This window comes from Streptomyces broussonetiae (genome assembly GCF_009796285.1).
GTDB lineage: Bacteria > Actinomycetota > Actinomycetes > Streptomycetales > Streptomycetaceae > Streptomyces > Streptomyces broussonetiae.
This window is the reverse complement of the sequence record NZ_CP047020.1, coordinates 3,113,013-3,133,814: the sequence shown is the minus strand read 5'-3', so window position 1 is coordinate 3,133,814 and position 20,802 is coordinate 3,113,013. Positions and strand designations below refer to the sequence as shown.

Below are 20,802 nucleotides of genomic sequence, written 5' to 3'. Positions count from 1 at the left end.
CAAGGGGCTTGTCGGGTGCGGGAGTTCATCGTCGAGGCCGACGGCGGGTCACGGGGCAACCCCGGGCCGGCCGGTTACGGCGCCGTGGTCAGCGACGCGGCGACGGGCGAGATCCTGGCGGAGGAGGCCGAGTTCCTCGGTGTCGTCACCAACAACGTGGCCGAGTACCGGGGGCTGTTGGCGGGGCTGCGCGCCGCCCACGCCCTCGACCCGGGCGCCGCGGTGCACGTCCGCATGGACTCCAAGCTGGTCGTCGAGCAGATGTCGGGCCGCTGGAAGATCAAGCACCCGGACATGAAGCCCCTGGCCACCCAGGCCCGTGCGGTCTTCCCGCCGGACCAGGTCACGTACGAGTGGATTCCGCGGGAGCAGAACAAGCACGCTGACCGGCTGGCGAACGAGGCGATGGACGCGGGTACCGGCGCAGCCGCGGGCAGCCGTGCCGCCGGGGCGGCACCGGCGGACGACGGCGGCGTGCCCGCGCGAGCGGAGCCGAGCGTGGCGGAGGCACCTCTGAGCGAGCAGCGCCTCACCACCCCGGACGAACAGGCTGCTGCCGGTTCCGGTGGGGCGGGCACCCCCGGCGGTTCCGGTGAGGCGGGCACCCCCGGCGGTTCCGGTGGGGCGGGCACCCCCGGCGAGCTGCGTGCCGCCGGCTCCGGCGGGGTGAGCACCCCGGACGAGCAGCGCGCCTCGGCCCCCGGCTGGAGCAGTGCCCCCGACCTCGGCGCCCCCGCCACGTTCGTGCTGCTGCGTCACGGCGAAACCGCCCTGACTCCCCAGAAGCGTTTCTCCGGCAGCGGCGGCACCGACCCCGCCCTTTCCGAGGCCGGCCGTGAACAGGCCCGCCGGGTCGCCGAGGCCCTGGCGCGACGCGGCACCGTCCAGGCCGTCGTCGCGTCCCCGCTCGCCCGCACCCGCGAGACCGCCGGCATCGTCGCCGCCCGCCTCGGGCTGGACGTGACGATCGAGGACGGCCTGCGCGAGACGGACTTCGGCGCCTGGGAGGGCCTCACCTTCTCAGAGGTCCGCGAGCGCTATCCGGACGACCTCAACGCCTGGCTCGCCGACCCGCAGGCCTGTCCCACCGGCGGCGGCGAGAGCTTCGCCGAGACGGCCGCGCGTATCGGCCCCACCCGGGACAAGCTGGTCGCGGCCTACGCGGGCCGCACGGTTCTGCTGGTCAGCCATGTGACCCCGATCAAGACGCTCATCCGTCTCGCGCTCGGCGCCCCGCCCGAGTCCCTGTTCCGCATGGAACTCTCGGCGGCCTCCCTGTCGGCGGTGGCGTACTACGCCGACGGCAACGCCAGCGTCCGGCTCTTCAACGACACGTCCCACCTGCGTCCCTGAGCCCGTCGCGGCGGGCGAGCCGCACCGCGTCCCGCGCCAGCTCCTCGATGCGCGCCCAGTCCCCGGCGGTCACCGCGTCCGCCGGGACCATCCAACTCCCGCCCACGCAGCTGACGTTGGGCAGGGCGAGATAGTCGGGCGCGGTCGCCGGGCCGATCCCGCCGGTCGGGCAGAACCGGGCCTGCGGCAACGGCCCGGCCAGCGACTTCAGGTACGCCGTACCGCCCGCCGCCTGGGCCGGGAAGAACTTCATCTCCCGCACCCCGCGCTCCAGCAGCGCGACGACCTCCGAGGTGGTCGACACTCCGGGCAGGAACGGTACCCCCGACCCGCGCATCGCCACCAGCAGCGCGTCCGTCCACCCGGGGCTGACCAGGAATCGCGCCCCCGCCGCCACGCACGTGCCGACCTGCTCCGGCGTGATCACCGTGCCCGCGCCGACCACCGCCGACGGCACCTCGGCGGCGATCGCGCGGATCGCGTCCAGTGCCGCAGGCGTCCGCAGTGTCACCTCGATCGCGGGCAGCCCGCCCGCCACCAGCGCCCGCGCCAGCGGTACGGCGTCGGTGGCGTCGGAGACGACCACCACGGGGACCACAGGGGCGAGATCCAGTACGGAGGCAGCCGAGGACGAGGGCAGCGGTGAGGTCATGTCCTCATCGTGCCCAGGGAATGCACTACACGCAATGAGCGTTGCGCATGTTGCAATGCATGCCGTCGTGTGGGCGATCCGGTGTCCCGGCCGTCAGTGGATCTCCTCCACCAGCACGTCCAGCGACCACGCCCTGCCCGCCTTCTCCGGCGCCTGCGCCTCCACGACGTACCCCAGCTCCCGCAGCACCGCCACCAGCTCGGCGGGGTGCTCGGGGGTCGCGTCGGCCGTCAGCAGGCCGCGTACCATCCGGCCCTTGGTCGCCTTGTTGAAGTGGCTGACCACCTTGCGGGTCGGCGCGTGCAGCACCCGTACGGTCGCCGTCCGCCCGGCGACCTCGCCCTTGGGCTTCCAGGCCGCCGCGTACGCCGAGGAGCGCAGGTCCAGGACCAGGCCGTCCCCGGCCGCCGCGGGCAGCACCTCGGCCATCGGTGCCCGCCAGTGCGCGCCCAGCGCGCCGAGCCCCGGCAGCTTCACGCCCATCGAGCAGCGGTAGGAGGGGATGCGGTCGGTGACCCGGACCGCGCCCCACAGCCCCGAGAAGACCAGCAGCGAGCCCGCTGCCCGCCGCTTCGCCGCCGCGTCCAGGGTGGCCAGGCCGAGGGCGTCGTAGAGGACGCCGGTGTAGATCTCCCCGGCAGGGCGGGCGGCGGCCGTGTCGAGCCCGGCGTTCTTCGTGACCTCGCCGCGCAGTCCCTCGCTCAGTCCGAGCACCTCGCGGGCCTTCTCCTCGTCACCGGCGCACAGCTCGACCAACTCGGCGAGCACGGCCCGGCGGGCGTCGGTCAGCCCCGGCAGGGACAGCGACTCGAGCTGCAGCGGGGCACCCTCACCCGGGCTCGCCTTGCCTTCGGAGGGCGGCAGCAGGACCAGCAACACGAACTCCTTACGTAGACCTCCGCGCCAGAGTACGGCGTGCCACCCACCCGGCCTCGACCTACGCTCGCTGTATGCCCCGCCGCAAGATCCGCGTGACCGGTGCCCCCGAGGCTCCCCTCCGGGCCGCCCTCGCCGCGCTGCGCAGCGAACTCGGCATCCCGGAGGAGTTCCCGCCCGAGGTCCGCGAGGAGGCCGAGCGCGCGGCGCGGGCGCCCACCGCGCCGTCGTACGACGCCACGGACATCCCCTTCTTCACCCTCGACCCGCCCGGCTCCCTGGACCTCGACCAGGCAGCCCATCTGTCCCGGCGGTCCTCCGGCCACCGGGTGCGGTACGCCATCGCCGACGTCCCCGCCTTCGTCGCCCCGGGCGGCGCGCTGGACGCCGAGGCGCACCGGCGGGTCAACACGCTGTACTTCCCGGACGGCCGGGTCCCGCTGCACCCGGCCGTGCTCAGCGAGGGCGCCGCCAGCCTGCTGCCGGACCGGATCCGCCCGGCCGTGCTGTGGACGTTCGACCTGGACGCGGACGGCCGCTGCACGGCCGTCGACGTGCGCCGCGCCCTGGTCCGCAGCCGCGCCCGGCTCGACTACGCGGGCGTACAGCGGCAGATCGACACCGGGACGGCCGAGGAGCCCGTGGCCCTGCTCAAGGAGATCGGCGAGGCCCGCGAGCGGCTGGAGGTGGAGCGCGGCGGCATCTCCCTGAACGTGCCCGAGCAGGAGATCACCGCACAGGACCACACCTACGTCCTCGGCTACCGCGCCCCGCTGCCCGCCGACGGCTGGAACGCCCAGCTCTCCCTGCTCACCGGCATGGCCGCCGCCGAGCTGATGATCGCCCACGGCACCGGGATCCTGCGGACCCTCCCGGCCGCCCCCGACGGCGCCGTGGCCCGGCTGCGCCGTACCGCGACCGCGCTGCACATCGACTGGCCGCACCATGTGTCGTACGCCACCCTGATCCGCTCCCTGGACCCGACCGACCCGCGCCACGCGGCCTTCCTGCAGGAGTGCACCACCTTGCTGCGCGGCGCCGGCTACACCGTCTTCCGGGACGGTGTCCTGCCCGCGATCACCACGCACGCCGCCGTCGCCGCCCCCTACACCCACTGCACCGCTCCGCTGCGCCGCCTCGCCGACCGCTACGCCGCCGAGATCTGCCTCGCGGCCGTCGCCGGCCAGGCCCCGCCCGACTGGGTGCTCGGCGCGCTCGCCGCGCTGCCCCGGCAGATGGCCGACGGCGCCCGCATCGCCGGGACGGTGGAGCGGGAGTGCATCGACCTCGTGGAGGCGGCACTGCTCAAGGACCGGATCGGGGACGTCTTCGAGGCCTGTGTGGTGGACGTCGAGGAGCGCCAACCGACGGTAGGTACCGTGCAGTTGATCGCCCCGGCGGTGATCGGCCGTATCGAGGGCGACGACCTCCCGCTCGGCGAACGGCTGCGGGTACGGCTCGTCCGGGCCGAACCGGGAGCGTCGAAGATCCTGTTCACCGCCGCATGAGCGCCCGGACGAGGCCGCCGGGGTCGTCGGCGTGCAGCCGTACGACGGTGACGTCCCTGCGACGGCCGAGCGGCGTCACATGGGTGACGGGCTCGGTGAGTTCGAGGGTGAGGGAGGTCTGGGAGCCGACGGCGAGATCGAGGGCGTCCTCGGCCGGCGGATGCGTCATCCGCGTCTCCCGGCGTACGGCGCCGATCGCGGACAGCGGGATGCGCAGGTCCACGTGGGCCCCGTACCGCACCCGCACCGCGTCCGGCGTCAGCACGTGCGGGCGGACCACGCAGGCCGCGTACAGGCCGACGACGAACAGCACGGTGTAGACGTCCAGCACCAGCAGCACGTCGTGCGCGATGGGCATGTCGCGCAGCAGCACCGAGACGCCGACCGTCTCGACCACGCACACGAACGCCAGCCCCAGCAGTGTCGCGCCCAGTCCGCGCGCATAGCCGAACGCCCGCCCGCCGGCGGTCCCTTGAGTACGCCGGGTCAGCCACAGCCCGAGACTGACGTAGAGCCGCGCCTCGTGCCGCGCCAGCCGCCCCACCGCCCGCATGGTGCTCAACTCCCCTCCTCGGTAAGGATCTTCAGCGTACGGCGGATCGCCTCGGCCTGGGCGGGAGCGAAGTCGGCGTACAGGGCGCGCAGCACCGCATGGTCGGTGTCGGGCGGTTCGGCGGGCAGCAGACCGCGCGGCACGCACGCGGCCAGGGCCCGCGCGGCCTCGGCCACGCGCGGGTCGTCCGGCTCGGCGTCGGCGAGCGCGTCGAGCAGGGCGTACACCTCATGGGTGCGGGCCATGGCGTCCGGATCGTCCAGGAAGCCGCGCAGCGCGGACGTCATCCGCTCCCGCTCCTCGGGCGGCGCACCGGTGTCGATCAGCGCGAGGACCTCGCGGTCCTTGGCGGCCATGGGGGAATCGCCGCCGGGCAGCGCGCCGAGCAGGTCCGCCAGCCAGGGTGAGACCGGGCTCTCGGCGGGCAGCCCTCCGGTGGCCCCGGCCGCCAGCAGCTCCCGCAGCCGCTGCCGCCGCTCCCGGATCCCGGCCTCCTGCCGGGCCAGGTCCTCGTCGAGTTCGGTGAGCACCTCGACGAGGTCCTTCCCGGCATCGTCTGCGAGCACGTCCCGCACCTCGGCGAGCCCCAGCCCCAGCTCGGTCAGCCGCCGGATCCGGGCGAGGACGACGGCGTGCCGGAGGGTGTAGTGCCGGTAGCCGTTCGACAGCCGCTCCGGCTCTGGCAGCAGGCCCAGGTGGTGGTAGTGCCGCACGGTGCGCGTCGTGACGCCGACGGCGGCGGCGAGTTCTCCGATCCGCATGGGACCAGTACAGACGTTGACGCTACGGCGGGGTCAAGCGCGGGCCGCCGGGGTGCCGAGCCAGCGTTCCAGGGCCTCGGGCAGTCCCTCGGCGACCGTGTCCCGGGTGTTCGCCGTGTCGGCGGCCCAGGCCACGAAGCCGTCCGGGCGCACGAACAGCGCCCGCAGGCCGGGCCGGTCCGGACAGGCGAGGGTGCGGACCTCCAGGCGGTCGCCGTACCCGGCGGCGTGCGCGCGCAGCGCGGGATCGTCGGCGAGGTCGAGCAGCAGGGCGCGGCCGGCGTGCAGACGGTCGCCGAGCCGGGTGCCGTCCGACAGCTCCAGGTCGGGCGCGCTCGCACCGGTCAGCGGGTGCTCGCCGGGCAGGTCGTAGCGCTGCCAGACGCCGGAGATCCTGGTGACGAGGTACGTCGTCCCGGTGGTGGTCAGTGCCAGGTCGGTGACCACCCGGCGCAGGGCGCGGGCATGCCGGTCCGGGCGCATCACCGCGATCTGGGCCCGGGTCCAGTCGAGCACCCAGGCGCCGAGCGGGTGCCGTTCGGCGGTGTAGCTGTCGAGCAGGGACACGGGCGCCGTGCCGCGTACGACGGCGGCCAGCTTCCAGCCCAGGTTCATCGCGTCCCCGAGGCCGAGGTTCAGCCCCTGCCCGCCGAACGGCGAGTGCACATGCGCCGCGTCGCCCGCGAGCAGCACCCGGCCCCTGCGGTACTCGGCGGCCTGGCGGGCGTTGTCCGTGAACCGGGTGGCACTGAGCACGTTGGTGATGGTGACCTCGGGCACCTGCGTCACCCGGCGCACGCCGGCCTGCAGCTCCTCGGCGGTGACGGGGGCCGTGCGGTCGGCCGGGGGACCGTCGAACTCCACGGTGAGGATCCGCCCGGGAAACGGCCCGTAGGCGTACGTCCCGGTGTCCGTCGTGTTCCAGCCCTCGCGCAGCCGCTCGCCGCCGGTCAGCTCGACGATCGCCTGGTAGCCGGTGATCTCCGGGTCCGTGCCCGGGAAGGCGAACCCGGCGGCCTTGCGGACCGTGCTGCGCCCGCCGTCGCAGCCCACCAGCCAGCCGGCGCGGATGCTCGGCGCGCCGTCCACGTGTACGGCGACGCCGTCGGCGCCTGCGTCGAAGCCGGTCAGCTCCACACCCCGCCGTACCTCCACCCCGAGCCGCTCGGCCCACCGGGCCAGGATCCGCTCCAGCTCGGCCTGTGGCACGCCGAGCCCGGTGTCGCCGGCGGGGCCGACCTCGGCCCAGGCCGGGTCGGAGCCGTCGAACAGGTCCTTGGTCATCGAGATCCCGGCGAAGTGCCCCGCGAACTTGGGCGGGAGCCTGGACTCGCCGTCCTCGCCCCGGAAGGCGCGGATCCGCTCCCGTGCCGCCTCCCACACCGCCGCCAGCTCGGGCAGCAGCCCGCGCCGGTACAGGGCGACCGCGCTCGGGATGTTGATCGCGCCCGCCTTGATCGTCTCGTCCACCTCGGCCAGCCGCTCCAGGACCAGCACCCGTGCCCCGCCGAGCCGCAGCTCACAGGCGAGGAACAGGCCCACGGGCCCGGCGCCCGCCACCACCACGTCGTAGTCCGTCGCATCGCTCCTGGGCGTCGTCATGACTCCGACTATAGTCAGTAAAAGTTTTGAGCGGCTATAGTTTTATTATGAACGACGAACGTGTGCGCGACGAACTGCCGCTGCGGGAGCGCAAGAAGCGCGAGACGCGACAGCGGATCTCGGACATCGCGACGGGCCTGTTCGCCGAGCGCGGCTTCGATGCGGTGACGGTCGCCGAGGTCGCGCGGGCGGCGGGCGTCTCCGCGATGACGGTCTTCAACTACTTCCCGCGCAAGGAGGACCTGTTCCTCGACCGCATCCCGCAGGCCGCCGAACTCTTCGCCGGGGCGGTGCACGACCGCACCCCCGGCGAGTCACCGCTCGCCGCCCTGCGCAGCCTCGCGCTCCGCCTCCTCGACGAACGACACCCGCTGAGCGGCGTGGGGGAGCGTTACCCGCGCTTCTACCGGATCGTCATGGCCTCCCCGGCCCTGCGCTCGCGCGCCCGCGAGGGCGTGGAGGAGGTCGAGCGGACGCTCGCCGCCGCCCTCGCCGAGGCGGGCACGGCCGACCCGCAGCTCCTCGCGGCCCTGACCGTGGCCGCCTACCGCACGGTCTACTTCACCTCCGCCCGCCGCCTGCTGGCCGGCGACCCGGTGGCCGAGGTGGCCAGGGACCACCGGGCACGGCTGGAGGCCGCGTTCGCGTCCCTGGAACGGGCGAGCCTCGACGACCGGGACGGTCCGGGCGACGGCTGAGATCGTCCGGGATCACCGGCCCGGTGCGGATCCCTGCACGGTCCGTACGGACCCGTACCCGTACGGACCCGTACGGATGCGGCCGGGTTCCGGCATGAAGTGCGCCCCGCGGGCGTTGCACCCGTGGGCGTCGCACTCATGGGCGCCGGCCGACGAGGAGGGGGAGGAGACGTCGGATGGCGGAACAGGCGCCCGGGATGGCGGAACAGGCGCTGTGGACCAGGGCGCGGCTGGGCCGGCGCGGGCCTTCGCTCGACCTCCTGACCGCGAACTTCCGGCAGCACGTCTACGCCCCGCACGCCCACGAGGAGTACACCGTCGGCGTCTGCGTCGGCGGCTGCGAGGTGATCGATTACCGGGGCGGTCGCATCCGCACCGGACCGGGCACCATCGTCGTCCTCGACCCCGGCGAGATGCACACCGGCGGCCCGGGCAACGCCACTGACGGCTACGCCTACCGCGCCCTGTATGCCGAGCCGGCACTGCTGAGCGACGGCATCCTCGGCGGCCTGCCGCACTTCCGTGAACCGGTCCTGCAGGACCCCGAACTCGCCGCCGCGCTCCGCCTCACCCACACCGACCTCAGTCGTTGCCCGGACCCGCTGGAGGCGGAGTCCCGCGTGCCCTGGCTGCTGACGGCCCTGGCCCGCCGCCACTCCACGGCCAGGCCCGCGCCGGACCTGGTCCCGGGTGCGGCCACGATCGCCGTGACGGTGCGCGACCGCCTCGCCGACGAGCTGACGGCCCCGCCGACCCTCGCCTGCCTCGCCGCCGACCTGGGCCTGTCCCGCTACCAGCTCCTGCGGGCCTTCCGTACGAGCATGGGCATACCCCCGTACGCCTGGCTGGCCCAGCACCGGGTGACCCGGGCCCGCGCCCTGCTCGCCGCCGGACTGCGCCCGGCGGAGGTGGCGGGGCTGGTGGGCTTTGCGGACCAGGCGCATCTGACCCGGTGGTTCCGGCGGGTGCTCGGGGTGACCCCGGCGGCCTACCGCAACAGCGTTCAAGACGCGCCCTGAGAGCGTGGCCGAAACTCATCGCATGACTGCACGCGGCTGGTTCCTGTTCTCCCTGATGGGAGTGATCTGGGGCGTCCCCTATCTGATGATCAAGGTGGCGGTGGACGAGGTGTCCCCGCCGGTGGTGGTGTTCACGCGCTGCGCGCTGGGCGCGATCCTGCTCCTGCCGTTCGCCCTGCGCCAGGGCGGGCTGCCCGCAACCATACGGGCCCACTGGCGCCCCATACTGGCCTTCGCGTTCCTCGAGATCATCGTCCCCTGGTTCACGCTCACCGACGCCGAACGGCACCTGTCCAGCTCGACGGCCGGTCTGCTGATCGCGGGCGTGCCGATCGTGGGCGTCGTCGTGGCGCGCCTGCTGGGCAGCACCGAACACCTGGGAGCCCGGCGGCTCACCGGACTCGCCCTGGGCCTGGCGGGCGTGACGGTCCTGACCCTTCCCCACCTGACCGGCGGCGACGGACGCTCCCTGGCCGAGGTGCTGGTGACGGTCGTCGGCTACGCGACCGCCCCGGTGATAGCGGCACGCCGCCTGAAGGACGTCCCCTCCCTGCATCTGACGGCGGTCTGCCTGTCACTGGCGGCCGTGGTCTACGCCCCGGTGGCGGCCGCGACCCGCCCGTCCTCCGTCCCCTCCGCCGCCGTCCTGGCCGCGCTGGCAGGCCTGGGCGTGATCTGCACGGCCGTGGCCTTCGTGGCGTTCCTGGAGCTGATCAAGGAGGCGGGCCCGACCCGGGCGACGGTGATCACGTACGTCAACCCGGCGGTCGCGGTGGCGGCGGGCGCCCTCTTCCTCGGCGAGCGGCTGACCGCGACGATCGGGGTGGCCTTCGCCCTGATCCTGACGGGCTCGGTCCTGGCGACGGCGACCGCCGGTCCTCGCCGCTCCCGGCTCCCGGTACCATGGTCGACACGGCAGACGAGCCGGGCGGACGGCCGCGTGGAGTCCCCTTGAGGGGCTTCCCGAGGAACGTCCGGGCTCCACAGGGCAGGGTGGTGGCTAACGGCCACCCGGGGTGACCCGCGGGACAGTGCCACAGAAAACAGACCGCCGGGGGCTGCGCTCTTTTGAAGAGGGCGGTCCTCGGTAAGGGTGAAACGGTGGTGTAAGAGACCACCAGTGCCCAGGGTGACCTGGGCAGCTAGGTAAACCCCACCCGGAGCAAGGTCAAAAGGAAACACCCCGGTGTTTCTGCGCGGACGATCGAGGGCTGCCCGCCCGAGTCCGCGGGTAGACCGCACGAGGCCGGCGGCAACGCCGGCCCTAGATGGATGGCCGTCGCCCCGGCGCCCGCGAGGGCACCGGGGAACAGAACCCGGCGTACAGCCCGACTCGTCTGCCGCCTAGGTGCTTTGGCCTGTTCAAGAGGCCGGGCCCCATCAAGGTGATCACAGACGGCCGGCCTTCCTGCCCGCCGTCCTCGTCATCCAGGACTGGCAAGACCATCGGGCAAGACCGCCCACGGCAATGGCGGCGAGCACAGCTCCTCCGTCGATGACGTGCGGTAGTCCGGGGCCGAAGGCGAAGAAGGCCAGCGTGGCGACGAACCCCACGAAGAACGCGACGATACCGGCCCGGCGCCGTCGCGCTTCCCAGGCCTCGTCCACGTCGTTCCGCTGTTGCTGCTCGACCATGAAGGACTCACTTCGTGACGTGGTGGCACTGGCTCACGCGGCGCACTCCGTTGACGTAGAGGTGGGCACACGCCTTTCCATAACGAGGCAGCGTCTGGGGAGAGTTGTTCCGCATCGGGTCGATCTTGCACTCGGTGTGCGTCCTCCCGCGGGATGTGCGGTATGTCCGGTTGTCTGTGTCGGCGTAGGCGAAGTCGATGCGCCAGTTGCAGAATCCGCTGCTGAGGGCCGCGACGAAGGCACAGTCGACGCCTGCGTTCTGGTAGGTGATCCTCCTGCCGTCGCCGCGGACGATGTGCGTGAACATGCATCCGGTCGGGATCTTCATGGTCACGCCGCCGACGCTGTACTCGAAGGTGCGCACCGGAGTTGTCCCGATCGCGGTGGCATGCGCGCCCGTGGGTGCGGCGAGGACAAGGGCTCCGGTGGCGGCCAGAGTCGTGGTGAGGCGCGTGAAGTACTGCAGGCGCAAGGCGGTCCCTCCCGGTGATCTCCTGATGAGCACCTGGGACAACCGGATCTTGTGACCGGTGGTTGCAGGGTTCTGCTTGGTTCACCGCGATTGAGTGATCAAGAAACAAGCAGATTGACATGCAGAAACGTTCGTAGGTTGTGCGCGGGGCGGGTAGGGGCCAAGGTGTGCCGCTAGAACGCCTCCCGCGCGGCCGGGCCGGGGACTGCCCGGAGTTTCGGCAGGTACGTACGGCTGGTTCCCGCTCGCGTGATCGGTGCCGGTCACGCCGACGGTGCGAGTGGGCGCTCTTGCACCCTCTTCAGGTGTCGCTCGAACACCTCGCGCGCGTCCGGGGTCAGTGACCGCAGGGCCACCAGGGCCGAGATGGTCACGTCGCACAGCTCCCGCTGCACGTCCTCCCAGGTGTGGGAGAAACCCTTGCGGGGGTTGTCGCCGGTCGCGCCGATGGCCGCCTCGGCCACCTCGCCGACCTCCTCCGACAGCTTGAGGACGCGGAGCAGCACGCCCTCCATGCCGGTGCGGTCGCGGCCCTCCTCCAGCCGGGCGAACAGTTCGTCGATGGTCGGCCAGAGCGCGGGGGTGGTGTTCTGATCGGTCATGCCCCGCAGCCTGCCACGCCGGGGAAGAGAAACCCTCGGCTACTCCTCGAACAACGCCTCCTGCTCGCCCTCCCGCTTCGCCCGGACCCGGCAGTTGCGTGCTCCCACCACCAGTGCCGTGGCCGCCGCCGTGACGCCGAGGGCCGCCGGAACCATCCAGCCGCGGTCGAGGACATGGCCGAGGGCATGGTCGAAGGACAGGCGCCCGGGGCCCGTGATGGCGAGTCCGGCCGCCGCCAGGCCCAGGGTCACCGCGTACTCGTAGCCTCCGGACTGGGCGAAGAAGCCGTTGGGCACATGGACGGCCGCTGCCCCTGCCATCGCGCCGGCCGCCGCCGCGCCCGCCGCCGGGGTCGCGAGGCCCAGGGCGAGAAGGGCGCCGCCGCCCGCTTCCGCGACGCCCGCCGCCGTCGCGCTCGCCCTGCCCGGCGTGTAGCCGACGGACTCCATGAACTGGCCGGTGCCCTCCAGGCCGTGTCCGCCGAACCAGCCGAACAGCTTCTGCGTGCCGTGCGCGGCGAGCACCCCGCCGGTCCCCAACCGGAGCAGCAGCAGGCCCAGATCACGTCGGTCGAAACAGCTCACGGTGACTCCCCTGAAGACATGGTGACTCCCCTGAAGACATGCGGACACGGCAGACATGTGGACACGCGGACGGGTCCTCCCGTGCTCCCACCGTCGCAGGTCTCACCCTCACGGGCGAGCCGAGCGGGGCGTTCGGGTGGCGGGTCCGGGGAAGCGGTGTGAGCCTGGCGCCATGGCGATCAAACCAGACAAACTCAGCGATCCGGTCGTCCGGGCCTTCGTCAACGCCGTCAACTCCCATGACCGCGAGGGCTTCATGAGCCTTCTCTCGCTCGGCGCGACCATGGCCGACGACGGCCGTGACCGCAACCTCGCCGACTGGATCGAGCGGGAGATCTTCGCCTCCAACGGCCACATGGAGGTCGACAGCGAGTCCGACGGCGGCCGGACCCTGCACGCCCGCTACCGCAACGACACCTATGGCGAGATGAAGACCCAGTGGCACTTCACCGTCGACGACGGCGGACAGATCTCCCGTTTCGAGACCGGACAGGCGTGATCCGGGCCGCCCGGGCCCTTGCCTTCGTGCATGCTTCAACTCCTGGTGCCCTGAGGCATGGAGACCATGACCAGGACACCGGGACGCAGCGGAATCGACGTGAGCGCGCTCGGCTTCGGGTGCTGGGCCATCGGCGGATGGGGCCCCCGCGCGAGCAAAGCCGAGCGTGGGGGAGGCAGGCCGCCGACGGGCAGCCGCTCGGCTGGGGGAAGGTCGACGACGAGGAGTCCGTACGCGCGATCCGCCGCGCCCCTCGACCTCGGCGTCACGTTCTTCGACTCCGCCGACCGCTACGGCGCCGGGCACAGCCAGGAGGTCCTCGGCCGGGCCCTGGGCGGGCGCCGTGACGAGGGCGTGCGCGCCACCAAGTGGGGCAACGTCGTCGAGCCGGACACCCGCACCCTCACCGGCGGCGACGACACCCCCGAGTACGCCCGTCGCGTCGCGCCCTCACCGCCTCGCTGCGCCGGCTCGGCACGGATCACATCGACCTGTACCAGTTCCACCCCTCCGACGCCGGCCCCGGACGGGTCGCCGAACTGCCCGACGCCTGCGAGGAGTTCGTGGCGCAGACCTCGTCCGGGCCTACGGCCGGAGCACCGGCGGCCCCGGACGGGCCGCCGTCTTCGCGCAGGGCACGCACTGCACGGCCGTGCAGCACGCGTTGAACGTCCTCGGCGACGCGCCTCGGCTCGTCGCACTGTGCGAGCAGTCGGAGCCGGCCGGCGTCGACCGCAGCCCGCCGGCCATAGGGCTGCCGGCCGGGCGGCGCAGGCAGACGCTGGAGGCCGGGGACATCCGCAGCCGGCCACCGGCCTGGCTGCAGGGCGACGACGCCGACGGGTTCGGCGCCGACACGCATGGCTGGACCGGATCGACGCGCCGCGCTCCGTCCTCACCGGCGACGGCCGTACCCCTCGGCCAGGGCGCCCTGGCCCGGCTGTGGGCGCGCGGCCCGTGCACCGTGCCGATCCCCGGCTTCCGGACGGTCGCCCAGGCCGAGGAGAACGCCGGCGCCATGGCGAAAGGGAGCCGGAGACGGAGGAGGCGAGGTCGGCGGAGGTGGTGACCGTCGTACCGGAGATGTTGGCCCGGACGTTGAAGTTCGCGCCGCCGCCCTGCACCTGCGGCTCCTTGTCCTGCGCCTGCGTCATACCGGCCGACACCGAGTTCACGGTGATGACCAGCGCGATACCGAGCGCCAGACCCATCGCGATCACCGGAGCGGCCTTCTTGCGGCGGCTCGGCTCGCGCTTGAGACAGGTGCCGAACATCCCGTTCCTCGAACGGTTCTCGGCGCCCGCTGTGGGCGCGGCCACAAGCTGGGGAGGAACCTTTGAGCAGCCCTGGGTGAAGGATGTGCAGGGCCCGGGAATCGCCAGGAAACGCAGTTAACTCATCGGATTTTCATAACGCGGCAAATTCCGGGCCGTCCGCGCCCGGGTCCGGGAATCCGCTGCTGGGCGCGGTGTACGGTCCCGGAGTGCGTGAATGTTCCCGGATCAGCCGGCGTGCCGCCCTCGGTCTGACGGCCGCCGCCCTTCCCCTGTCCATGGCCACCGAGGCCGCCGCAGCCGAGCCCGCCGTCATCGGGGGCGAGCAACTGAACCGCGCCGGCGTCCAGGTGCGCGGTGCCTCCGGACTGCCCGCGAGGCTCACCGCCCGCTCCTGGCTGATCGCCGACTACGACAGCGGGGAGGTGCTCGCCTCCTTTGACGCGCACCGACGGCTCGCGCCCGCGTCGACGCTCAAGATGCTTTTCGCGGACACCGTGTTGAAGAAGTTCGACCGCACCGAGCGGTACACGGTCAAGGACACCGACATCTCCGACGTGCCGGCCGGCTCCAGCCTGGTCGGCATCAAGGCCGGCATCACCTACACCGTCGAGCAGCTCTGGCAGGGCGTGTTCCTGCGCTCCGGCAACGACGCGGTGCACGTGCTGGCCCACATGAACGGCGGGATCGCCAAGACGGTCGCCGAGATGCAGGCCAAGGCCGAGGACCTGCAGGCGCTGGACACGCATGTGGTCAGCCCCGACGGCTTCGACCACCCGGGCCAGATCTCCTCGGCGTACGACCTGACGCTCTTCGCCCGCCACGGTCTCAAGAACGCCGACTTCCGCGGCTACTGCGGCACGCGCACCGCCGACTTCCCCGCGGGCGGCAAGAAGACATTCCAGATCCAGAACACCGACCGCCTGTTGACCGGGGCATGGGGCCTGAGGACATACGACGGCCTGATCGGTGTCAAGAACGGCTACACCAGCAATGCCGGCAACACCTTCACCGGCGCCGCCACCCGGGGCGGGCGCACCCTGCTGGTGACGGTGATGCATCCGGCCGAGGGGAGCAACGCCGTCTACGAGCAGACGGCCGCGCTGCTCGACTGGGGCTTCGGTCGCGGGCGTGCGGCACAGGCCGTGGGCACGCTGGTCGAGCCGCTCAGCGAGGGCGGCGCGAAGGCGGGTCCGGCTCCGGGGAGCAAGGCCCAGGCGGCGGCCGGCAGCTCTGACGCGTCGTCCGGCGGGCTGTCCACCGGCCGGCTGGTCGAGGGCGCCGGGGGCACGGTGCTGCTGCTGGCGGCGGCGGGGGCCTGGATGGTCAAGCGGCGGCGCAGGGCGAGCGCCGTGACGGCGACGAAAGCGACGACGGTGACGACGGCGACAACAGAGACGACGGCCGTGAGCGAGACGAGCGGCGGCCCGACGGAGCCCGGCGGGCGCCACCGGCGCTGAAAGCGCCGCGGCGGTGAGCGGTTCGGCGGCCGGCCGTGCGGCGGCGAACCGCTCACCGCCGCACGGCGAACGACGTGCCCCGGTGAGATCGCCGGCGGCTTCGCGAACAGCGCGGCGGCCGTTCCAGCGACCGGTGCGTACCCCGCGTCCCGCGCGAGGTCCACCCCCAACTCCGGTCCGGTGGAACGGCCGCCGCCTCCCCCCTCGGTATGGCTTGCGGAATCCACGAGCTTGAAGTGTGAAGCTCTCGTGGAGGGAAGTTGAGCATATGTGCTCGACCGGCCGCAATACCGCGGATGTTCGAACTCCGTTTGTGGAACCGGTCCGGGAGCCGGTTCAGCCCCGCCCGATGTACGGCATCGCCGTCGCCAGCACCGTCGCGAACTGCACGTTCGCCTCCAGCGGCAGCTCGGCCATGTGCCGCACGGTGCGCGCCACGTCGGCCACGTCCATCACCGGCTCCGGCACCACCTCGCCGTTCGCCTGGAGCGCACCGGTCTGCATCCGTTCCGTCATGTCGGTCGCCGCGTTGCCGATGTCGATCTGCCCGACCGCGATGCGGTACGGCCGCCCGTCCAGCGACAGGGACTTGGTCAGGCCGGTGAGCGCGTGCTTGGTCGCGGTGTAGGCGACCGAGTGCGGACGGGGCGTATGGGCCGAGATCGAGCCGTTGTTGATGATCCGGCCGCCCTGCGGATCCTGCTCCTTCATCCGCCGGTACGCCGCCTGCGCGCACAGGAACGCCCCGTTGAGGTTGGTGTCCACCACGTGCCGCCAGGCGTCGTAGGGGAGTTCCTCGACCGGGACGCCGCCGGGCCCGAAGGTCCCCGCGTTGTTGAACAGCAGATCCACCCGCCCGAACCGCTCCACGGTGGCCGTGAACAGTGCGTCCACGTCCTCGGGCCGGGCCACGTCGGTACGCACGGCGAGCGCGGAGCCCCCGGGCGCGAGCGCCGCCGTCGCCTCCAGCGTCTCGGTGTGCCGGCCGGCCAGCGCGACCGACCAGCCGGCCTGCAGCAGTTCCACGGCGACGGCCCGTCCGATGCCGGAGCCGGCGCCGGTCACCACCGCGCTCTTCGTATGCCTGTCAGTCATGCCTCCGCAGCGTAGGCGGGGAGTCCGGCATGCGGAATGCCGTGTCCGTCATGCGGCTGGTCGGGTACTCGGCTCCCCATCACCGCGAGCGAGCCCTCCGACCCGTCCGTCGGCCGGATCGGCGGTGAACTCCTCGGGGCCAGGGCCGTCGCGGTGCAGCACGAGCCGGTCCGGATGGAAGAGGCCCGGCGGTTCGTCGATCCGGCCGTGCGGGGCGGCCACCGACGCCGTGGCGCCCGCGGCGCCGACGACCGGGCGGCGCACCGTGGCCGGCGCCCGCCCGCCCGCGACGGCACCGCGCCCGACCGGAGGCCGACGCCCTGCGCCGAGAGCGTCGCGCTCGCCGGGACGGGGTCGGGCTCGCCGGGCAGCGGCTGCGCGCACGACACCGGGGTACGCGCCCAGGTCCGGCGGCGCCCCGCCGCCGGCAAGAGGTGGCCCGCGAGCCCCGGCTCCCGGCGCACCCTCTGGTTCACCCTCGTCCCGCCCTCGCTCATGTGTGCCCCGGCAGTCTGTGCGAGCTGAGAGCATGGGTGCCGGTCATGTCCGAGGGACGGGCCTGGAAGCGGGCCGCAGGGGGCTCGGTGAGCCCGGACAGGGAACGGAACAGGGGAGGAAGCGCATGCCCGAACACGCGGCGCCGGCCACACCGCAACCGCAGACCGGGCACGCCCCGCCGCCGGCCGCCGCCCGCCGCACCGGATGGCTCGTCACCCTCGTCCTCGGCGGCCTCACCGCGACACCCCCGCTCGCGATGGACATGTACCTGCCGTCGCTGCCCGAAGTCACCCGGACCCTGCACGCCCCCGCCGCCACGGTCCAGCTCACCCTCACCGCCTGCCTGGCCGGCATGGCGCTCGGGCAACTGGCCGTCGGCCCGATGAGCGACCGCTGGGGACGGCGTCGGCCGCTGCTCGCCGGTCTCGCCGTCTACGTCCTCGCGACCGCCCTGTGCGCGTTCGCGCCGAACGTCGGGACACTGGTGGTCTTCCGGCTGGCCCAGGGCCTCGCGGGCGCGGCCGGCATCGTCATCGCCCGGGCCGTCGTACGCGATCTGTACGACGGCGTCGCCATGGCCCGCTTCTTCTCCACCCTGATGCTGATCTCCGGGGTCGCCCCCATCGTCGCCCCGCTGATCGGCGGGCAGATCCTCCGGGTGACCGACTGGCGCGGTGTGTTCGTCGTCCTCACGGTGGTCGGCGCACTGCTGGCCGTGCTCGTCTGGCTGCGCCTGCCGGAGACACTGCCGCCCGCCCAGCGGCACCGCGGGGGAGCGGCACACGCTCTGCGCACCATGCGCACCCTGCTGGCCGACCTGCCCTTCACCGGCTACACCCTGGCCGGCGGCTTCGCCTTCGCCGCGCTGTTCGCCTACATCTCCGCGTCCCCCTTCGTCATCCAGGAGATCTACGGCGCCTCCCCGCAGACCTTCAGCCTGCTGTTCGGCCTCAACTCGGTCGGCCTGGTGATCGCCGGGCAGGTCAACGGCAAGGCGCTGGTCGGCCGGGTGAGCCTGGAGAAGGTGCTGGCCTGCGGCCTCGCGGTGATCGTGCTCGCGTCGACGGCGCTGCTGCTGATGTCCGCCGGCGCCCTCGGCAAGGTGGGCCTGACCCCCGTCGCGGCCGCGCTCTTCGTGCTGATGTCGGCGATGGGCATCACGCTCCCCAACGCCCAGTCCCTCGCCCTGCTGCGCACCCGGCACGCCGCGGGCTCCGCCTCCGCGCTGCTCGGCACCACCTCCTTCCTCGTCGGCGCGGTCGCCTCGCCGCTCGTCGGCATCGCGGGCGAGCACACCGCCGTACCCATGGCGCTCGTCCAACTGGCGGGGGCACTGGCCGCGGCGGCCTGCTTCGTGGGAATGTGCCGTCCCTGGAACACACGGGGGAACGCCCGTGCGGTCTCGGAGGGAGACGAGAACTGAGCGCACCGAGACTGCGCGCCGACACGCCGGAACGGGCCGGGCTCGACCCGGCCGCCATCGAGCACCTGGTCGGCGACGTGCACGCCCTCACCTCCGCGGACCACCCCTGGGCGGCCGGTGCCGTCGTCCTGGCCGGCCGCGGACCCGTGGTCGCCGTGGCCGAGGCCGCGGGCTGGGCGGTGCGTTACGCCGCCCACGACCCGGAGACCGGCAACGGTGTCGAACTGCCGCCCGAGGCCCGGGTCCCGGCCACCGTCGACACACCCTTCGACCTGGCCTCGCTCACCAAGCTGTTCACGTCCGTCGCCGCCGTGCAGCAGATCGAGCGCGGCACGCTCGGCATGGACGCCCGGGTCGGCGACTACCTGCCCGACTTCCACGCGGCAGCCGCCCACGGCATCACCGTCCGCCAACTGCTCACCCACACCTCGGGACTGCGCCCCGAACTCCCGCTGTACGACTGCCCGGACGACGCGAGCCGTCTGTCCCTGCTGCGCGCCGAGGCCCCGGCGACCGCCCCGGGCACATACGGCTACTCCGACCTGAACATGCTCCTGCTCCAGTTCGTGCTGGAACGCGTCACCGGCCGTGCCCTGGACGTCCTGATCGCGGACGGCATCACCCGCCCGCTCGGGATGACGGCGACCCGCTTCGGCCCCTGCCCCGGCGCGGCGGCCACCGAGGACCAGCGGCGGCCGTGGGCCAAGGCGGACCGCGGAATGCTGCGGGGCGTGGTCCACGACGAGAACGCCTGGGCGCTCGGCGGGGTGGCCGGACACGCGGGCCTCTTCTCGACCGCCCCCGATCTGGCGGTCTTCTGCCGCACCCTGCTCGCGGGCGGCTCCTACGGCCCTGCCCGCATCCTCGGCCCCGACTTCGTCGAACTCCTCCTGACCCCACCGGGCCTGGGCTTCACCGTCGACCAGCCCTGGTTCATGGGCGCCCTGGCGGGCAACGGAGCGGCGGGCCACACCGGCTTCACCGGCACCTCACTCGTCCTCGACCCGAGAACGGACACCTTCCTGATCCTGCTGGCGAACACGGTCCACCCGCGAAGACGCCTGCCGGACAGCGGGCCACGGGCGGCGCTGGCCACCCGGCTGGCCGGGGCGGTGATCTGAGCGCCACCGTAGAATCACCGGGTGAACGACCCCGTGACCCCGGCCCGGACCCTGCGCGCCGCTCTGGACGACCTCCTCGACGGACTTCCGCCCAGGCAAGCAGCCTCAGCCGTGGAACGGCTGATCGCCGCCTACCGGGGGCAGACCCCGACCCACGCGCCGATCCTCCGCGACCGCGCGGACGTCGCCGCCTACGCCGCCTACCGCATGCCCGCCACCTTCGAGGCCGTCCGCTCGGCGCTGGAGGCGTTCGCGGCGGCCGTGCCCGGCTGGACGCCCGGCAGCCACGTCGACGTCGGCGGCGGTACCGGCGCCGCGACCTGGGCCGTCACGGCGGCCTGGCCCGGCGAGCGCAGCGTCACCGTGCTGGACTGGGCCGAACCCGCCCTCGCCCTCGGCCGGGAGATCGCCGCCGCCAACCCGGCCCTCGCCGGTGCCCGTTGGCAGCGGGCCCGGATCGGCGCCGACCTCACCCTGGACGACACCGACCTCGTCACGGTGTCGTACGTCCTCAACGAACTCGCCGAGCCCGACCGCGCCGCCCTCGTCGACGCCGCGGCCGGTGCCGCCCGGGCCGTGGTGATCGTGGAGGCCGGCACCCCGGCCGGCTACGCCCGGGTCATCGAGGCCCGCGACCGCCTGATCCGCGCCGGACTGCACGTCGTCGCCCCCTGCCCGCACAGCGCCGCCTGCCCCATCGAGCCCGGCACGGACTGGTGCCACTTCTCCGCCCGGGTGAGCCGCTCCTCGCTGCACCGCCAGGTCAAGGGCGGCACCCTGCCCTACGAGGACGAGAAGTTCTCGTACGTCGCCGCCACCCGCCTGCCCGCCGAGCCGCCCCCCGCCCGCGTGGTCCGGCGCCCGCAGATCCGCAAGGGCCAGGTGCTCCTCGACCTGTGCGAGGCGGACGAGCGAATCCGCCGCACGACGATCAGCAAGCGCCACGGCGATCTGTACAAGGCGGCCAGGGACGCCGAGTGGGGGGACTCCTGGCCACCGGCGCCCTGAAAGGGACGCGGGCCGCGTCGATGTGCGGCTGCGCGGCGGGCGCCGCGGCCGTGCGGCGGCACAACGCGGCACTTCCCGGCGCACCGCTGCACCGGCGCAGCTTGTAGC

General features: G+C 73.2%; 21 protein-coding genes, 1 other RNA gene and 2 pseudogenes. 14 read left to right on the top strand and 10 right to left on the bottom strand.

Annotated features, from left to right (window positions below):
• The first annotated feature begins 15 nt into the window (after nt 1-15).
• Nucleotides 16-1,353 (top strand): bifunctional RNase H/acid phosphatase, encoded by a 1,338-nt coding sequence (locus GQF42_RS14490; RefSeq protein WP_158920040.1) that lies wholly within the window; start codon nt 16-18, stop codon nt 1,351-1,353.
• Here the strand turns inward: GQF42_RS14490 and eda are convergent.
• Nucleotides 1,325-2,005 (bottom strand): bifunctional 4-hydroxy-2-oxoglutarate aldolase/2-dehydro-3-deoxy-phosphogluconate aldolase, encoded by a 681-nt coding sequence (eda, locus tag GQF42_RS14485; RefSeq protein ID WP_158920039.1) that lies wholly within the window; start codon nt 2,003-2,005, stop codon nt 1,325-1,327. The two genes, GQF42_RS14490 and eda, sit on opposite strands and share 29 nt — an antisense overlap.
• A 93-nt stretch (nt 2,006-2,098) precedes the next feature.
• Nucleotides 2,099-2,881, bottom strand: a complete 783-nt coding sequence (yaaA, locus tag GQF42_RS14480; protein WP_158930144.1) for a peroxide stress protein YaaA — start codon at nt 2,879-2,881, stop codon at nt 2,099-2,101.
• 74 nt (nt 2,882-2,955) lie between these two features.
• Between yaaA and GQF42_RS14475 the strand changes: the two genes are divergently transcribed.
• A complete protein-coding gene (locus GQF42_RS14475) occupies nt 2,956-4,389 on the top strand; it encodes an RNB domain-containing ribonuclease (protein WP_158920038.1) in 1,434 nt (477 codons plus the stop codon).
• Here the strand turns inward: GQF42_RS14475 and GQF42_RS14470 are convergent.
• Genes GQF42_RS14470 through GQF42_RS14460 form a run of 3 tightly spaced genes read right to left on the bottom strand, consistent with a single transcriptional unit; the run spans nt 4,376 to nt 7,305 of the window.
• On the bottom strand, nt 4,376-4,942 hold the full coding sequence (locus GQF42_RS14470; RefSeq protein WP_158930142.1) for a hypothetical protein: 567 nt from the start codon (nt 4,940-4,942) through the stop codon (nt 4,376-4,378). The genes GQF42_RS14475 and GQF42_RS14470 overlap by 14 nt on opposite strands.
• A gap of 5 nt (nt 4,943-4,947) precedes the next feature.
• Entirely contained in the window at nt 4,948-5,703 is a 756-nt protein-coding gene (locus GQF42_RS14465) for a MerR family transcriptional regulator (protein WP_158920037.1), read from the bottom strand.
• A 33-nt stretch (nt 5,704-5,736) separates the two neighbouring features.
• Nucleotides 5,737-7,305 (bottom strand): FAD-dependent monooxygenase, encoded by a 1,569-nt coding sequence (locus GQF42_RS14460; protein ID WP_158920036.1) that lies wholly within the window; start codon nt 7,303-7,305, stop codon nt 5,737-5,739.
• Between the two features lie 47 nt (nt 7,306-7,352).
• Between GQF42_RS14460 and GQF42_RS14455 the strand changes: the two genes are divergently transcribed.
• The 4 genes and pseudogenes from GQF42_RS14455 (at nt 7,353) to rnpB (ending at nt 10,362) form a co-directional block, all read left to right on the top strand.
• Nucleotides 7,353-8,003 (top strand): TetR/AcrR family transcriptional regulator, encoded by a 651-nt coding sequence (locus GQF42_RS14455; RefSeq protein ID WP_158920035.1) that lies wholly within the window; start codon nt 7,353-7,355, stop codon nt 8,001-8,003.
• Nucleotides 8,004-8,200: 197 nt separating this feature from the next.
• Nucleotides 8,201-9,022 carry an AraC family transcriptional regulator gene (locus tag GQF42_RS14450; protein WP_158930140.1) on the top strand — a complete coding sequence of 274 codons (822 nt, stop codon included), beginning with the start codon at nt 8,201-8,203 and terminating at the stop codon, nt 9,020-9,022.
• Nucleotides 9,023-9,044: 22 nt separating this feature from the next.
• A pseudogene (locus GQF42_RS47675) lies at nt 9,045-9,824 on the top strand (DMT family transporter); the annotation flags it as partial.
• 118 nt (nt 9,825-9,942) lie between these two features.
• An RNA gene (rnpB, locus tag GQF42_RS14440) (RNase P RNA component class A) lies at nt 9,943-10,362 on the top strand.
• A 49-nt stretch (nt 10,363-10,411) separates the two neighbouring features.
• Here rnpB and GQF42_RS14435 read toward each other — a convergent pair.
• From GQF42_RS14435 to GQF42_RS14420, 4 genes are all read right to left on the bottom strand, one after another.
• The gene (locus tag GQF42_RS14435; RefSeq protein WP_158920034.1) at nt 10,412-10,657 is read right to left on the bottom strand and encodes a hypothetical protein; all 246 of its coding nucleotides are present in this window, start codon (nt 10,655-10,657) and stop codon (nt 10,412-10,414) included.
• 7 nt (nt 10,658-10,664) lie between these two features.
• On the bottom strand, nt 10,665-11,129 hold the full coding sequence (locus GQF42_RS14430) for a hypothetical protein (protein ID WP_233273345.1): 465 nt from the start codon (nt 11,127-11,129) through the stop codon (nt 10,665-10,667).
• Between the two features lie 263 nt (nt 11,130-11,392).
• A complete protein-coding gene (locus GQF42_RS14425; protein ID WP_158920033.1) occupies nt 11,393-11,731 on the bottom strand; it encodes a MazG-like family protein in 339 nt (112 codons plus the stop codon).
• Between the two features lie 39 nt (nt 11,732-11,770).
• Complete coding sequence (locus tag GQF42_RS14420; protein WP_158920032.1) at nt 11,771-12,316, bottom strand: DoxX family membrane protein; 546 nt, start codon at nt 12,314-12,316, stop codon at nt 11,771-11,773.
• A gap of 172 nt (nt 12,317-12,488) precedes the next feature.
• Here GQF42_RS14420 and GQF42_RS14415 point away from each other — a divergent pair, with 172 nt between their 5' ends.
• From GQF42_RS14415 to GQF42_RS14400, 4 genes and pseudogenes are all read left to right on the top strand, one after another.
• Nucleotides 12,489-12,815: a nuclear transport factor 2 family protein gene (locus GQF42_RS14415; RefSeq protein WP_158920031.1), complete on the top strand. Its 327-nt coding sequence runs from the start codon at nt 12,489-12,491 to the stop codon at nt 12,813-12,815.
• 57 nt (nt 12,816-12,872) lie between these two features.
• Nucleotides 12,873-13,884: pseudogene (locus GQF42_RS14410) on the top strand (aldo/keto reductase).
• Entirely contained in the window at nt 13,878-14,210 is a 333-nt protein-coding gene (locus GQF42_RS14405) for a hypothetical protein (RefSeq protein ID WP_158920030.1), read from the top strand. Before GQF42_RS14410 ends, GQF42_RS14405 begins: the two are co-directional and overlap by 7 nt.
• Nucleotides 14,211-14,298: 88 nt before the next feature.
• Nucleotides 14,299-15,549: a D-alanyl-D-alanine carboxypeptidase family protein gene (locus tag GQF42_RS14400; protein WP_233273344.1), complete on the top strand. Its 1,251-nt coding sequence runs from the start codon at nt 14,299-14,301 to the stop codon at nt 15,547-15,549.
• Between the two features lie 336 nt (nt 15,550-15,885).
• Here GQF42_RS14400 and GQF42_RS14395 read toward each other — a convergent pair whose 3' ends face one another.
• Complete coding sequence (locus tag GQF42_RS14395) at nt 15,886-16,644, bottom strand: SDR family oxidoreductase (protein ID WP_158920028.1); 759 nt, start codon at nt 16,642-16,644, stop codon at nt 15,886-15,888.
• A 36-nt stretch (nt 16,645-16,680) separates the two neighbouring features.
• On the opposite strand from GQF42_RS14395, the gene GQF42_RS14390 reads away from it, so the two are divergent.
• The 4 genes from GQF42_RS14390 (at nt 16,681) to GQF42_RS14375 (ending at nt 20,694) form a co-directional block, all read left to right on the top strand.
• Nucleotides 16,681-17,169, top strand: coding sequence for a hypothetical protein (locus GQF42_RS14390; protein WP_158920027.1), 489 nt, complete (start codon nt 16,681-16,683; stop codon nt 17,167-17,169).
• A 97-nt stretch (nt 17,170-17,266) separates the two neighbouring features.
• Nucleotides 17,267-18,565 carry a multidrug effflux MFS transporter gene (locus GQF42_RS14385; RefSeq protein WP_158920026.1) on the top strand — a complete coding sequence of 433 codons (1,299 nt, stop codon included), beginning with the start codon at nt 17,267-17,269 and terminating at the stop codon, nt 18,563-18,565.
• Nucleotides 18,505-19,686, top strand: coding sequence for a serine hydrolase domain-containing protein (locus GQF42_RS14380; RefSeq protein WP_199272681.1), 1,182 nt, complete (start codon nt 18,505-18,507; stop codon nt 19,684-19,686). The genes GQF42_RS14385 and GQF42_RS14380 overlap by 61 nt, the downstream gene beginning before the upstream one ends.
• 21 nt (nt 19,687-19,707) lie before the next feature.
• Nucleotides 19,708-20,694 carry a small ribosomal subunit Rsm22 family protein gene (locus tag GQF42_RS14375; RefSeq protein ID WP_158920025.1) on the top strand — a complete coding sequence of 329 codons (987 nt, stop codon included), beginning with the start codon at nt 19,708-19,710 and terminating at the stop codon, nt 20,692-20,694.
• Nucleotides 20,695-20,802 lie beyond the last annotated feature (108 nt).